Annotated in this window: 16 protein-coding genes and 1 pseudogene; 9 read left to right on the forward strand and 8 right to left on the reverse strand. The window is 66.2% G+C overall.

Features of this window, described 5'->3' with window-relative positions; genetic code table 11:
- Positions 1-214: SulP family inorganic anion transporter (locus tag GXZ33_RS04505; RefSeq protein WP_291339691.1), on the reverse strand; the 214-nt coding region annotated here is incomplete at its 3' end.
- Between the two features lie 124 nt (positions 215-338).
- Here GXZ33_RS04505 and GXZ33_RS04510 point away from each other — a divergent pair.
- The 6 genes from GXZ33_RS04510 to GXZ33_RS04535 all read left to right on the forward strand — a co-directional run bounded on the left by GXZ33_RS04510 (position 339) and on the right by GXZ33_RS04535 (position 4,188).
- A complete protein-coding gene (locus GXZ33_RS04510; protein WP_291339692.1) occupies positions 339-932 on the forward strand; it encodes a class I SAM-dependent methyltransferase in 594 nt (197 codons plus the stop codon).
- Between the two features lie 10 nt (positions 933-942).
- Positions 943-1,608: a DNA methyltransferase gene (locus GXZ33_RS04515; RefSeq protein ID WP_291339693.1), complete on the forward strand. Its 666-nt coding sequence runs from the start codon at positions 943-945 to the stop codon at positions 1,606-1,608.
- A gap of 92 nt (positions 1,609-1,700) precedes the next feature.
- The gene (locus GXZ33_RS04520; RefSeq protein WP_291339694.1) at positions 1,701-2,831 is read left to right on the forward strand and encodes a hypothetical protein; all 1,131 of its coding nucleotides are present in this window, start codon (positions 1,701-1,703) and stop codon (positions 2,829-2,831) included.
- Positions 2,832-2,900: 69 nt separating this feature from the next.
- Complete coding sequence (locus GXZ33_RS04525; RefSeq protein WP_291339695.1) at positions 2,901-3,302, forward strand: hypothetical protein; 402 nt, start codon at positions 2,901-2,903, stop codon at positions 3,300-3,302.
- Positions 3,303-3,571: 269 nt separating this feature from the next.
- A complete protein-coding gene (locus GXZ33_RS04530; protein WP_291339696.1) occupies positions 3,572-3,715 on the forward strand; it encodes a hypothetical protein in 144 nt (47 codons plus the stop codon).
- Positions 3,716-3,798: 83 nt separating this feature from the next.
- Positions 3,799-4,188, forward strand: coding sequence for a DUF4259 domain-containing protein (locus GXZ33_RS04535; protein ID WP_291339697.1), 390 nt, complete (start codon positions 3,799-3,801; stop codon positions 4,186-4,188).
- 65 nt (positions 4,189-4,253) lie between these two features.
- On the opposite strand, the gene GXZ33_RS12645 is transcribed toward GXZ33_RS04535, so the two are convergent.
- Both GXZ33_RS12645 and GXZ33_RS04540 read right to left on the reverse strand, forming a co-directional pair.
- Positions 4,254-4,568, reverse strand: a complete 315-nt coding sequence (locus tag GXZ33_RS12645; RefSeq protein ID WP_363236911.1) for an antibiotic biosynthesis monooxygenase — start codon at positions 4,566-4,568, stop codon at positions 4,254-4,256.
- 15 nt (positions 4,569-4,583) lie between these two features.
- A pseudogene (locus tag GXZ33_RS04540) lies at positions 4,584-5,051 on the reverse strand (2'-5' RNA ligase); the annotation flags it as partial.
- A gap of 92 nt (positions 5,052-5,143) precedes the next feature.
- On the opposite strand from GXZ33_RS04540, the gene GXZ33_RS04545 reads away from it, so the two are divergent.
- A complete protein-coding gene (locus tag GXZ33_RS04545; protein ID WP_291339698.1) occupies positions 5,144-5,737 on the forward strand; it encodes an AIM24 family protein in 594 nt (197 codons plus the stop codon).
- A 16-nt stretch (positions 5,738-5,753) separates the two neighbouring features.
- Here GXZ33_RS04545 and GXZ33_RS04550 read toward each other — a convergent pair whose 3' ends face one another.
- The 5 genes from GXZ33_RS04550 to ychF form a co-directional block, all read right to left on the reverse strand.
- Positions 5,754-6,194 carry a YtoQ family protein gene (locus GXZ33_RS04550; RefSeq protein WP_291339699.1) on the reverse strand — a complete coding sequence of 147 codons (441 nt, stop codon included), beginning with the start codon at positions 6,192-6,194 and terminating at the stop codon, positions 5,754-5,756.
- A gap of 114 nt (positions 6,195-6,308) precedes the next feature.
- A complete protein-coding gene (locus tag GXZ33_RS04555) occupies positions 6,309-7,736 on the reverse strand; it encodes a HEPN domain-containing protein (protein ID WP_291339700.1) in 1,428 nt (475 codons plus the stop codon).
- A gap of 89 nt (positions 7,737-7,825) precedes the next feature.
- A complete protein-coding gene (locus tag GXZ33_RS04560; protein WP_291339701.1) occupies positions 7,826-8,278 on the reverse strand; it encodes an acetyltransferase in 453 nt (150 codons plus the stop codon).
- 548 nt (positions 8,279-8,826) lie between these two features.
- Positions 8,827-9,201, reverse strand: a complete 375-nt coding sequence (locus GXZ33_RS04565) for an SMI1/KNR4 family protein (protein WP_291339702.1) — start codon at positions 9,199-9,201, stop codon at positions 8,827-8,829.
- Between the two features lie 289 nt (positions 9,202-9,490).
- Positions 9,491-10,576, reverse strand: coding sequence for a redox-regulated ATPase YchF (ychF, locus tag GXZ33_RS04570; protein ID WP_291339703.1), 1,086 nt, complete (start codon positions 10,574-10,576; stop codon positions 9,491-9,493).
- Positions 10,577-10,763: 187 nt separating this feature from the next.
- Between ychF and GXZ33_RS04575 the strand changes: the two genes are divergently transcribed.
- Both GXZ33_RS04575 and GXZ33_RS04580 read left to right on the forward strand, forming a co-directional pair.
- Positions 10,764-12,422 carry a sodium-dependent transporter gene (locus tag GXZ33_RS04575; protein WP_291339704.1) on the forward strand — a complete coding sequence of 553 codons (1,659 nt, stop codon included), beginning with the start codon at positions 10,764-10,766 and terminating at the stop codon, positions 12,420-12,422.
- A 32-nt stretch (positions 12,423-12,454) separates the two neighbouring features.
- Positions 12,455-12,513 (forward strand): hypothetical protein (locus tag GXZ33_RS04580; RefSeq protein WP_291339705.1); only part of this gene is annotated, 59 nt, incomplete at its 3' end.

Here is a 12,513-nt window from a genome sequence, read left to right on the forward strand (position 1 = left end):
GGAAGAAGTAGAGGAACATCGGCGCCAGCACCGCCCACAGCCCCACCACCGCCGGCAGGCCCGCGATGACGGCGTACGCCATGACCTGCGGCACGAGGTACGCGGCCACGGTGACGCCCGCGACGACGTCTCCGCCGAGCCAGGACCGCTCGTAACGTTTCAGCGCGCCCACCCCGGGGAGGAATCGCTCCCACAATGGCCTCTCACTGGTCATAACCATCACGGTACCCGCGTGAACGCGCCCCAGAAGTGCAACCCCGCCGATGTTTGATCCACGTCATGGAACGACCCCCGGCCGACCTGGTGGACTGCAGTCACCGACCGTGAGGAGACCCACCATGAATCCCACCGACATCACCCGCGCCTACGGCACCCGTGCCCTGGAGTACGCCCGTGGGCAGGGGCAGCTCTCTGCCACTCCCGGGTGGCAACGGGAGATGCTCAGCCGGTGGGCCCTGCTTCACGACGGCGCCCTCCTCGACCTCGGCTGCGGCCCCGGCCACCTCACCGCCTTCCTCTCGGACCAGGGGCGACGCATCCGCGGGATCGACCCGGTCCCGGAGTTCCTCGAGATCGCCCGCCACCGCCACCCCGACGTCGAGTTCCTGCCCGGCGACACCGGACGGCTCCCCGCAGGCACGGCCACCGGCATCCTCGCCTGGTACTCCCTCATCCACCTGCCGCCCGGGGACATGCCGGACGTGCTGGCCCGCCTCCACCAGCACCTGCGCCCCGGCGGCGGGCTCCTGCTGAGCATGTTCACGTCCCCGCACCTGCGCGAATTCGCACATCCGGTGGGACGCGCCTGGGCGTGGCCGGCGGAGGAGCTCGGCGCGCTGCTGGAGAACGCGGGGTTCCTCGTCGAGGACACGCTCATCGACGGCTCCCCGCAGTTCGGCCACATGTTCCTCACTGCCCGGCGCCCCGGCTAAGCTGCCGGTCATGTCTCTCCTGGATGGGCGGTTGACCGCGACCCACGCCGCGTTCGTGGACAGCCGTCCGCCCGGCGCGGACGAGGACGTCCACATGATCCCGGCGATCGTCGATGACGTCATCTCGCGCTGCACCCACCCCGGCGACGTGGTGTTCGACCCTTTCGCCGGTTTCGGCACCACCCTGGAACGCGCGATCCGGCTGGGGCGTCGGGCCGCGGGCATCGAACTGCTCCCGGAACGCGTCGAGCACATCCGCCGGCACACGCCCTCGGCCCTGGTCGTGCGGGGCGACACGCGCGAACTGCTCCCGGATCTCGACGTGACCGTCGACCTCATCCTCAGCTCCCCGCCCTACATGACCGCCACCCACCACGACGCCGATCCCCTCACCGCCTACACGGAGGACGGCGGTGACTATGCCCGCTACCTGGGGGAACTGGGGATCGTCGCCAAGGAATGTGCCCGCCTGCTCGCCCCCGGCGGCCACCTGGTGTGGAACGTCGGTGACATCCTCCACGAGGGCGACCACACCCCGCTCATCGACGACTGCGCCCGGGTGCTCGACGAGCACCTCGAGCGCATGGGCGTCGTGGAGATCGAGTGGGACGAGCTGCCGCACGACCTCACCCGCGACGCACTGCTGGTGTTCCGGCGGGCCGCACGGAACCGGTGACGCCCCTGCTGACGGCTACGGTGGGGCATGAGAACTCATCCGCTGAGAGCTGCAGGTGAGTGGCGGAGGACTTCCGAGGGAGGCTGTTCGACATGACCGACTTCGCCTACGACGGCGACCGACACGCACTCATCCGTGCCTGGGACACCGGCGCGGGACGGGTGGCCGGCACCCTGGTCCACCTTTCTGCGGAGACCTCACCGGAGACCGCACTCCAGATCTGCGCCACGCTCAGCAGGCTGTCGGAGCTGCTCTGGCGCAGCTACACCCACCCCGCCTCCCTCTCTGAGAGCTTCGCATCGAACAGCGAAGGGTGGCGACGGGAAACGGAACGCAATGCCTTCCCGGAAGTTACGGATGCCCTGCGGAATCCGCATCTCCCACAGGACGGTTATCTCATTCAGTCCTACATTCCCGCAGTGGAGACCGCCCACCACCTCGGCCGTCTCCTGCACCATCTCGGCGATGCCGAACTCCACGAGCACATCGCCGGGGAAGTGGATGAGGAGATCGCCGCCGTGGACCGGGCTGAGCGTGGTGAGCTCACCGGGCGTGCCCGCCAGGCGATCGGGCTGACACGACCTGACGCGTCACCCCTGCAGATGGTCGCCGCCCACGAGATGTTCATTGAGCAGCCGCTCGGCTCGCCGGAGCTCTTTGAGGCGGTCGATGCGACAGCAGCCTCCGTCGTCGCCGCACACTGGCTGTATGCGGCGGCAACCGTCGTCGCCCGGACGACGGACTGCGAACTGACCTCCGTGGTCATGGAGGCGGACAACATCGAGGCACTCCCTGTGGAGGTGGCGACAGAGGTTCTCATCAGGATCGAGGATTCGGAATCACCGCAGGACGTCGTGGTCACTCTGGTCAGGGACGCCATGATGGTCGCTGAAGCCCGCATCCCGGATCCGGACCAGCTGATCAACGACATTCTTCACGCGCAGGAACTGTCCCGGAAGCTGGGCCCCGGAGATCCTGACCTGCTTGATGATCTGATGCCACGTCTTTCTCCCCTGGACCCCCTCCGCCCGGCACACGACCTCCTGGAGGATCTCCTCCACGGAATTCGCGGATGCCTGCTGCTGTACCGGGACACCCGGTACGACACCGAAGATGCGGAGGAGTTCCACGAGGATGACTCCGGCAGAAACGACGAACTCATCTCCGAGTTCCTCGAGGAGCTGACTGCTGAGGCGGTCACCCAGGTGAGCAGGATCCTGTGATTCCCTTCTCGTGACCGGTAGTCCCCCACCCCTCCTAACGTGGTGCCCACCTACTCACAAGGAGAAGACATGGGACTTTTCAACCAGTTCAAGAAGGCACTCACACCCGACAACATCCGGCGGGGATTCACCGGCGCCGCGCAGAGCGCCCAGGACTTCGCCGCGAATCCGGCGAACTTCCTCCAGGACCATGACACCCTGCAGTCCTACGGCCGGGAGCTCCAGCGCCTGCAGCAGGTGGGCATCCGCGGCACCGGTGTCCTCCGGTCGGTCTCCCCCACCGGCGAGTCCGCGGGCGGCGTCGACTGGGCGGACGTCGAGATCGAGATGACCCTGCCCGACCGCGAGCCCTACCTCGCGACCTCCCGCATCATGATGCCCCGCAACACCGCCGACATGTACGCCCCCGGCAGCCGGCACAACGTCGCCGTCGATCCGGCCGACCCGAACAACTTCGCCTTCGCGGAGTGAGACCGGGCTCAGCCCGATAGCCACATCCCGCCCATAGGGTTAGGTTCACTGGAGCAGGAAGCACCGACACCACTTAAGTCAAGGAGTAGTCATGGGAGTTTTCGACCGGTTCAAGCAGGTCCTCACCCGGACAACAACATCCGACAGGGCCTCGGACGAGAATCACTGCTCATTCAGGGTGGGTATCCGCGGCACCGGCGTCATCAAGTCGATCTCCCCCACCGGCGAGTCCGCAGGTGACAACGACTGGGTGGACATGGAGATCGAAGATGACCCTGCCCAGCCGCGAGCCCTACCTCACCACCAGTCGGATCATGATGCCGCGCGCCATCGCCGAAAAATATGTCCCCGGCAGCCAGCACATCTTCACCGTTGACCCGGCTGACCACAACAACTTCTGGTTGGCGGAGTAAGGCCAGGCTCGGCCACCCCCGGAGGGGTGCAGCCTCACAGGTTCAGGCTGCACCAACCCGACTCTCCCAATACGGTGACGGCCATGGGAGCTGGGGACGTTGGACCTTTCGACCATGACGGTGCACTGGATCTTCTCGCCGAGATCAGGATGGGCGATTTCTCTTTCGAGTGGGTGAGCACGGCCGTAGAAGATGAGAACTACCTCGAGGTCGACGGCGGGCAGATGGCCGTGGCACTCGCCGCTCTGGTCCGGATCATCAACCGGGACCCGGGGGCACCGGACAGCCCACTGGACGAAGCGGACCTCGCAGCATTCGCGGCGCAACTGACCCCCGAAAGGATCACCTGGATCCGACAGCTTCAGCAACGCGCACTGTCCGATGGTGAGCACTCCGAACTGTATGAGTTGTGGGAGGAAACCGATTCCCTGAACTCCTGGCTGGAGGCCTCCTCCGGATCTGCCGCAACGTAAACCTCGCCGCCGTTGTCGGCGAGGGAGCGGCGTCGATAAGCAGCAGGAGAACCCAGACTGGAACCTTAAAACCTGGCTGACCTCTCCACCGTGTAGCGGCGCTCAATCCCCACAGTCACCCGACCCCAGTCACTCGCGGCCACCCGTCGCTGATGCGCACCGTAGGCCGCCCCGTCGACGAAGCGTTCCTCCACCGTCCACACCGGCTCACCGATCACGGGCCAGACATCGCACTGCAGGCAGCCCGGTTCGGCCCGGGTCTCCTCGATGTACCGGGGCAGGAGCCGGTCCACGATCTCCGCCCGCTCCGCCGTGGAACAGACCATCTCCCCGGCGAGCCGCACCTCGCGGCTGTCGAATCCGTCCCCGGCGAGGATCATCAGTTCGCGTGCCTTCGGACGCCACAGCGCGGCCCGTGCACCCGTCAATTCCGCGAGATCCGGTGGCGTGAGTTCCTCCAACGCCCGTATGTAGTCGGGCACGATCTGCCGGGGCAGCCGCAACCCCATCGTCAGGTGCGGGATCCAGCGCGGACCCCGCCCCACGGGGTTGAGGGCGCTGATGCGGCGGGCGGCGACCTCCAGCTCATCGGAGGTCTCCAGGAGCCAGGCCACCGTCTGCTTCCGTTTCGTACCGAACACCACGGTGCCCATCCGTTGGAAGCCGGCGGGCACCAGGGGCGGCAGCAGATCAGCGGCCAGATCCACCACATCCGCCGGCATGCGCGGCGCGAAGGTGACGGTGATGTGCGGGGTCTGCTGCTGGGCCGGGAACCCACGCGCCTCCAGCGCCGCGTAGATCTCGCGGACCTGTGCCTCCTCACCGGCGGGCAGGTGGAGAAGAATGTTCTCGGGCGATGCCACGGGCAGTTCTCCTTCCTGCATGGTCAGCACAATCACGGACCCTAGCCTAGGGTGAGGTCCGAACCAGCCACGTGAGTGACAGGAGCAGGAGCATGGACGTCCGTCTCCGGAGCGAACATCGCGGCCAGGTGGCCCGGATCACCCTTCCGGCGGGCCAGGAGGTGACGGTCGAAGCGGACCACTTCATGGCGGCCAGCCACCACATCAGCCCGGAACCACAGAAGAAGCGGTTCGGGGGCTTCTTCGACTCCAGTTCCGGAGATCGACTGCGGATGCGTGCACAGACCCAACAGGGCTGGGTGGACGTGTCCGGGACGTTCCCCGGTGAGGTCGTGACACTGCAGGTCCGACCCGACAATGGCTACCTCGTCCCCTACCGTCTGTGGCTGGCGTACGACGGCGAGATCACGGTGCAGAGGATCGAGGCAGGAGAGTCTGACCTGGGCTTCGCCCACGACCGGGTCTCCGGCCACGGGACACTGCTGCTCGCCTCCTACGGCACCACAGAGACACTCACCCTGTCCGCCGGGGAGAAGATCCTGGTCAGAACCGGTAACGCCCTGGCCATCAACTCGTCGTTGCAGTACCGCCTCCGCGCCGACATCCGGGCCTTCGAGTTCACGGGCCCCGGTCGGGTCCTGGTGCAGAGCAGGAACATCGACGAGCTGCGCCGGGCGATGCTGTGAGAGCCCCCGGGCGGCCTTAAGCCTTGAGCACGTAACGCAGGATCTCGACGACCTGGTCGGTGGTCCGGCACCAGGCCTGCGCGGCGGCGTCGACCTCCTTGAGGGGGTGGACGATGTCGGCGTCGTGAAGCGTGACGTACGGCTTGCCCAGCGCGGCGCAGTAGCCGGCGTCGAAGGCGGCGTTCCACTGCTTGTACTCGCTGCCGAAACGCACGACGACCATGTCGGCGGCCTCGATGAGGGTACGGGTGCGGATGGAGTTGACCTTGGAGGACTGGTGGTCACGCCAGAACTGGCTGTCCGTCTCGCCGAGGTGGTCACCGGCGGCGTCGCTGGCGGGGTGGTCGGTCACCGGGGCGGTGAAGACGACGTCCAGGCCGGCGGCCTCGGCGCCGCGCTGGATCTCCTCACGCCAGTCGGTGTGGATCTCGCCGGACAGGTACACGTTGAAAGTCATGGTTAATCTCTCCTTATATCAGGGGGCACAGTGGCGGCCCTCCCCTTATCGACGCACCATACCCCAGCAGAAAACCAGTTTCAGACGGAGAATCCGCACCGGGGCACACCTGCCCTACAACTCCGGGTCCACCAGCCACTCACGGGCGATCCGCGCCGTCGCCCTCAACTCCGGGTGCTCCCGCACGATCTCCCGCTGCCGTTCCGGCGACAGTCCGAGCTCGTGCAGCACGTTGAGGATCACCACCGCGGTGGTCACCTCGACGACGGCGAACAGCTCATCCACGGACTGGTCCGCTGTCCTGCCCTCGTGCGCCAGGTCGTTGCGGGCCCGGGTCGTCTGCGTCGCCCAGTGGGCGATGTCCGGCACAATCCACGCGATCGCCTCCCGGTCGGGGCGCTCCGCGAGGGCGAGGAGACGGTCCCGGAGCGTCGGGTCGTTGTGGATGGCCCCCTTGAACCTGTCGCGGTGCTCCTCCGGGACCTGCGCGAGCATCGCTTCCCGCAGGGCCGTGAACTCCGTCGGTGGAAAAGGCCGCTCATCCATCTGCAGGCCCCGGTGCAGCACCTCGGCAGCACCCACGGCCGTGAGGAGGTTGCTCTCGATGAAGCGGGCCGGAGCGTAGCGCAGCCCGAGAATCATGTTGGTCGCGGCCTGCAGACGCCCGTGCGCCTCGCACCAGCGGGGCATGACCTCATCAAAGGGCAGCGAGTCACAGCTGAAGAACACACAGTGGCGGTCCACGGCCGATGCATCATGCCGCCCGTGGGCGGCGGGCGTGTAGAGAACGTCCGCGGTACGGCCGGGTGATCCGGCCACCTCGAGGCGCAGCCAGAGCATGCCCGCCGCGCGGTGTGTCGCCAAGGAGATCAGGTCCTGCACCAGCCGTGCCTCCCGGAGGGCGGCGCTCAACGTGAACGGTGCGCCCGGGATGACCCGGACGGAGACCGTGTCCCTGATCCCTCCCACGGTCGCACCCTTACGCTGATCGAAGAACGGTCGTGTGTGCGCGTGCTCGAGGCGGTACCAGGTGGTGCCGACAAGCACCGACTGTGTCCTGACGGGCTGCACCGAGATGCGGCCGTCGGCGCCGGGGATGTCCCCGAACACCGACGACGCCGCCCAGAGCCCCAGGTCCTCGACCGAGATCTCGGCCGAGGAGAACGCGGCGTCGTCCTCGCCGCTGATGTGTTCACCGATGACCGCGGCCGTCGCCGTGACGGTCTGCTTGCCGGCGATCTTCACCCGCTCCGACCGGCTCCGCCTCCCACCGCCGGAGACACAGCCGAGGAGGGTGACCTCCCGTTTCTCCACCACCCCGTGGATGACGTCCCCCGTCCAGGTGCCCTCGTGGTACGCCGTGACACCCGGCGCGGGATTCGGCGCGATGCGGCCCGCGAACGCACCGATCAACGCCAGGAAGATGCCGCCCTCCGCGTCATACCGGAGGACGCCCGGAACCTGATCGTCAGGATCATCCGGGAGCCACCACAGGCCGGCCCACTCGCCGATCTCATCGAGGTTCAGAGGATCATCAACCATTGCACTCTCCGTCGGGTCATCCAGCGACCCCGTATCCCACGAGGATACGCGGAACTGCCTCCTGTGCCGGGGAGTCTGCGTCAGTCCCCTCAGGCGGTTCCGGCCACACGCATGTGGAGAAGCGGATAAGGAAGTCCCTCACCATCGACGGGGCTGCGCCCCACCACCACGAAACCGGCCCGTCCGTAGAATTCCATGGCCTGAGTGTTCTGCTCGTTGACGTCCACCGTGGTCACCGACTCCACGCGACGCACGTGGTCCAGCAGCGCTTTCCCGATGCCCCTGCCGCGGTGGGCCGCCTCGACGAAGAGCATTTCCAGGTTGCCCCCGACAGTTCCCGCGAACCCCACCGGCACACCCTCACGGTCAGCGACCGTGAGGACCACGTGGGGGAAATACTCCGCGGCCAGACGACCTTCTATCGACGCCCGGTGTTCCTCCGCCAGGAAGTCATGCGTGGCCTCCACAGCGCTACGCCACACCTGCACGAGCCGGGGGTACTCCTCCGGCCCTCGGAGCTGCCGGATCGCGATCTCATCCATGGACTGCGCCCTACCCGCCCTGACCTGGTCTTTCACTCGCCCAATGACACGTTGAATGTGAAGTCCACCACGTCGTCAGACTTCGTATTATGCCTATGAATATGAAAATGGATATGAAAACTATCAACGGGCAGTCAATCAGCGAAGAGCCAATTGATGCATGGGTGGCGGATGACGAAAACGGCTACGACGTAGAGTCACTTCGTCGTCAAGGGGGAAAACCTCGCGACGAGCGTCACGATCAGGACGCCGCAGTACCGAGGAGACTCGCGCCGTGGCCTGAAAAGCCATGCTCCGGCACGTCCGTACCTGCGTAGACTCGGATTCTCATTCATCAGGACGAAGGAGTCTTGACATGTCGATGGCGACGGAACTGCGGGACATCGCGGCTAAGCATTCGCTGACGTGGCCGTCGGCACGCACCGGTACTCGCGATTGGTGCTGGCCCTGCTGCAGTTGGGGCACACGTCGCACAGCATCGGCCGGGCGCGGCGCGATGCCCTCGACCATCCCTAGCCGCGCGGGTCCGCCCCGGATTCAGACGAGCGTCACTCGTCGAAGATCAGCTCGATCGGCTCCGGTTCCGGCTGTTCGTGGTCCCAGACGTAAAAGCGGTCGTCGCCGGGCAGGAGAATGATCGCGTTGCCCGCCTGATCATCGGCGACGGCGACGGCGTCCCGCGGGAATCCGTGGGCCTCGGAGCGCCACGTTTCGGTTTCCTTCACCACGTGATTCGCCGAGCGGGCGAGACGGCGGCGGTCGGAATCGTCATACACCGGGTAGAGGAACCAGTATCCCTCGTCGGCGTCGTTGATTTCGCCGCCGTTCTCCGACATCAGGCGCTGCCGCAAAGCGTCCGGGAAGGTGCGCCCCAATGCTTCCTCAGCAGCGCGGATTCGTGATTCATCGACGGGAAAGGCCATACGGGAAATTTACTCGACGCCCCAGCCCTCGGCAACAGGAATCAATGCTCCGCCCCAGCCCCAAACCCCCTGGCCCCGACCCCGATCGTCCGGCTTCTCAACGTCGCCCTTCTGACCCCGATGCCGATCCGATGGTCCCCACGGCGGACGACACCATTCGGACGCAACAGCCCGCCGGTCCACGGCGCCATCCCTCCAGATGCGCCAGTTCCAGGCAGATGCGCCCGTTGCAACTGGCGTATCTACACTTAGCTGGCGTATCTACGAGAGGTGGGCAGTGGACACCGGGCTACACGTTGAACTTGAAGTCCACCACGTCGCCGTCGACCATGACGTACTCCTTGCCCTCCTGGCGGACCTTGCCCTGGGCGCGGGCCTCGGCCATGGAACCGGCGGCGTCGAGGTCCTCGAAGGACACGATCTCGGCCTTGATGAAGCCACGCTCGAAGTCGGAGTGGATGACTCCGGCGGCCTGCGGGGCGGTGTCACCCTGGCGGATGGTCCACGCGCGGGACTCCTTCGGGCCGGCGGTGAGGTAGGTCTGCAGGCCGAGGGTGGCGAAACCGGCCTTGGCCAGGGAATGCAGGCCCGGCTCGTCCTGGCCGACGGACTCGAGGAGCTCAGCCGCCTCCTCCTCGTCGAGCTCGAGCAGTTCGGTCTCGGTCTGGGCGTCGAGGAAGACGCAGTCAGCCGGGGCGACCAGTGCGGCGAGTTCCGCCTTGCGGGCGTCGTCGGTGAGCACCTCCTCGTCGGAGTTGAAGACATAGAGGAAGGGCTTGGCGGTCATGAGGTGGAGCTCGCGGATGAGCTCCAGGTCGATCTCGCCGGCCTTGGCTGCGGAGAACAGGGTGCGGTCGTCGGAGAGGATCTCCAGGGCCTTCTGGGTCTCGGCGACGGTGTCGGCCAGGGACTTGTCCTTGCGGGCCTCCTTCTCCAGACGTGGGAGGGCCTTCTCCACGGTCTGCAGGTCGGCGAGGATCAGCTCGGTGTTGATCACCGCGATGTCGTCGGCCGGGTCGACCTCACCGTCGACGTGGATGACGTTCTCGTCGGAGAACGCGCGGACGACCTGACAGATGGCGTCGGCCTCACGGATGTTCGCCAGGAAGGCGTTGCCCATGCCCTCGCCCTCGGAGGCACCCTTGACGATGCCGGCGATGTCGACGAAGGACACCGTCGCCGGGAGGATCCGCTCGGAGCCGAAGATCTCGGCGAGGCGGGTCAGGCGCTCGTCGGGAAGCTCGACGAGGCCGATGTTGGGCTCAATCGTCGCGAAGGGGTAGTTCGCGGCGAGAACATCGTTTCGGGTCAGGGCATTGAAGAGGGTGGACTTGCCGACGTTGGGCAGACCGACGATTCCAAGAGTAAGGCTCACGGGCGTAGATCCTAGCAGCCAGCGGTTTTGCCTCTCCGGTCAGCGCCCGTACCTGTGTTGCGGGATGATACGGACGGCATTATATGATCAGGCCACTTCAACGATAAATACGTCGCACCCTGGACGTTTTCCTCTCCCTAACCATCGGGAGCCAACTACACATCCTCCACCTCAGACAGGTATACACATGTCTTCGACCACCCCGCAGCCCGCGCCGTCGGGCCAGGAGCAGGGCGAGCGGCGCGAGATCTTCTCGTCCCGTTGGGCGTTCCTGCTGGCCGCCATCGGCTCCGCCGTCGGCCTGGGCAACATCTGGCGCTTCCCCTACGTCGCTTACGACAACGGCGGCGGCGCCTTCCTCATCCCCTACCTCGTGGCACTGCTGTCCGCTGGTATCCCGCTGCTCTTCCTCGACTACGCCCTGGGCCACCGCTACCGTGGTTCCGCCCCGCTGGTGTTCCGTCGCATCAAGTCCTGGGCTGAGCCGGTCGGCTGGGTCCAGGTCGGTGTGTCCTTTTTCATCACTATCTACTACGCCGCGATCATCGGCTGGGCCGCGCTCTACGCGGTCAAGTCCTTCAACAAGGCGTGGGGCACCGACCCGAACAGCTACTTCTTCGGCGATTTCCTCCAGTTCGACGAGACCGCCACCTTCTCCACCGACTTCGTCCCGCAGATCGCCCTGGCCCTGGCCGGCGTGTGGATCGCCGCGATCATCGTGCTGGCGATCGGCGTGGACAAGGGCATCGGCAAGGTCGCCAAGATCTTCATCCCCCTGCTGGCGGTCCTCTTCCTCATCGTCGTCGTCCAGGCGCTCATGCTGCCGGGTGCCGCCACGGGTCTCGACGCCCTGTTCACCCCGGACTGGAACGCCCTGACCAACGGCACCGTGTGGATCGCCGCCTACGGCCAGATCTTCTTCTCCCTGTCCGTGAGCTTCGGCATCATGCTCACCTACTCCTCCTACCTGCGTCCGCGCACCAACCTGACGGGCACCGGCCTGACCACCGCCTTCGCGAACTCCTCCTTCGAGGTCCTCGCCGGCGTCGGTGTCTTCGCCGCCCTGGGCTTCATGGCCGTGCAGCAGTCGGTCGCCGTCGACGAGGTCGCGACCTCGGGCATCGGACTGGCCTTCGTGGCCTTCCCGGCGATCATCAACGAGATGGCCTTCGGCCCGATCTTCGGCGTCCTGTTCTTCGGCTCCCTCACCATCGCCGGCTTCACCTCGCTGTTCTCCCTGCTCGAGGTCGTCGTCTCCGCGGTCAAGGACAAGCTGAACCTGCCGCGCAAGACCGTCGCCATCGGCATCGGCACCTTCATGGCGCTGATCTCCCTGGCGCTGTTCTCCACGACGTCCGGCCTCATGGCCCTGGACATCATGGACAAGTTCACCAACAACATCGGCATCGTCGCCATCGCCCTGATCGCGGTCATCATCCTCGACTGGGTCCTGCGCCGGATCGACGAGTTCTCGCTCCACATCAACGCCGTGTCCTCCTTCAAGGTGGGCACGCTGTGGCGCATCTTCGTGGTCAACGTCACCACCCTGGTGCTGGGATTCACCCTGGCGCAGGAGCTCATCTCCCTGATCCAGGAGCCCTACGGCGGCTACACGACGACGCAGATCGCCATCTACGGCTGGGCCGTCCTGGCGCTCATCGGTATCAACGCCCTCGTCTTCTCCCTGGTGCCGTGGCGCGGCAACCTGCCGCTCAACGGTCCGCCGGGCTCCGACTTCGGTGTTGACCCGGAGGTCCACCGCGAGCTCCACGCGCCGCGCAAGTACAACGGTGACCACCGGGTGGGCGTCGACAAGCACACCACCGAGGAAGGAACGATCCGATGAGCGGTCTCGCAATCATGATGATGGTCCTGTTCATGGTCGTCATCTGGGGTGGCTTCATCGCCAGCGCACTGCACCTGCGGGCGAACCCCGA

Source organism: Corynebacterium sp., assembly GCF_012838985.1.
Taxonomy (GTDB): domain Bacteria; phylum Actinomycetota; class Actinomycetes; order Mycobacteriales; family Mycobacteriaceae; genus Corynebacterium.